Origin of the sequence: Rhodococcus sp. EPR-147 (assembly GCF_001647185.1) — a bacterium.
Classification (GTDB): Bacteria; Actinomycetota; Actinomycetes; order Mycobacteriales; family Mycobacteriaceae; genus Rhodococcoides.
On record NZ_LVCU01000327.1, the window covers coordinates 1 to 1,238 of the forward strand.

Consider the following 1,238-nt stretch of genomic DNA (forward strand, 5'->3'; position numbering starts at 1 on the left):
CGTTCATGCCCCCAAGCACGAGACGTTCGACCTCGTCGCCAAGACGAACGTGGATCCCAAGGGGTTCGTCCGTGTCGTCGACGAATACCGCGTCGAGCCGTGGGGGCTGTACATGGCCCGCCCGTCCGATCACGCCCACTTCGACTACCTGGAGTCCTGGTTGCTGCCCGCTCTGGGGCTACGGGCCTCGGTGTTCCACTATCTGCCCGCGCACGCCCGCGATCAGGACTACTACGTCGACATCGGCGAGTACACCGCCGGCGCCACCCGATGGACATCCGTCGACCACTATCTCGACCTCAGCGTGCGTACCGGCCGCGATTACGACCTGCTCGACGTCGACGAGCTGTTCGACGCTCGGGTGGCGCGCCATCTCGACACCCCCACGGCCGAGCTCGCGCTGGCCAGATCGATCACGGCCATCGAAGGACTGACGCGGCACGACTACGACCTGAACGCGTGGCTCGCATCCCTCGGAATGCCGACCGAGTGGAACGGCAAGCCGTCCTGACTCGGTCGGCCCCGATTCACGCGGTCCAGTCGGTCTGCTCCGCCCACTGCCATGCCCGACGGTATGCCACATCGAACCATGGGGCTTTCGCGTTCTCGTAGGCCTCGATGGCCGAGCCGAAGTCGGTGATTCCGGCAGCGGCCTCGGAGGCGCGTCGCTTGATTCCGGCGTATTCGGTGGTGATGTTGTCGTCCGCTCGCAGCCAGTCCCGGAACAGCAGGGCGAACGTCTGATTCGGCCAGCCGTCGACCCGGATATGTACGTTCGCCGGCCGGCCGGGGTCTGCGCTGCCGTGAAAACGCTTGGCCCACACGGCAGGATCGGCTTCTCCGCCGATTCCGTATGCGGGCTTTGGATAGTCGAAGTTGCTGGCCTCTCGCCGAGGGAACCCTGCCACGCGCAGCTGCTCGGCGACAGCATCGGCGTCGTCGAGCCCGCGCACGGTGATCTGAATGTCGATGACATCCTTCGCGTCGAGACCGGGCACCGCGGTGGAGCCGATGTGGTCGATTCGGACCGCTTTGTCCGCGCAGGCAAGGGCCAGGCGCGAGATGATGCGTCGGGCCTGCGATTCCCACGTGGGGTCGGCCGTCACCTGTTCCGGATGAACGCGCGCGATGATCCCCTCCCTGATGTTGCGCTCGAAGGGAATCAGGCGCTCGTTCCACAGGGCTCGGACGACGTCGTCGACGCTGCCTGGCGCACCGGTGTTGTCGATCCACACGTC

2 protein-coding genes are annotated in these 1,238 nt (G+C 66.1%); one reads left to right on the forward strand and one right to left on the reverse strand.

Annotated elements, in window-relative coordinates; all coding sequences use genetic code 11:
* The coding region (locus tag A2J02_RS15175; protein WP_231911466.1) for a DUF402 domain-containing protein at positions 1–511 on the forward strand (511 nt) is incomplete at its 5' end.
* Between the two features lie 16 nt (positions 512–527).
* On the opposite strand, the gene coaE is transcribed toward A2J02_RS15175, so the two are convergent.
* The coding region (coaE, locus tag A2J02_RS15180) for a dephospho-CoA kinase (RefSeq protein WP_082898802.1) at positions 528–1,238 on the reverse strand (711 nt) is incomplete at its 5' end.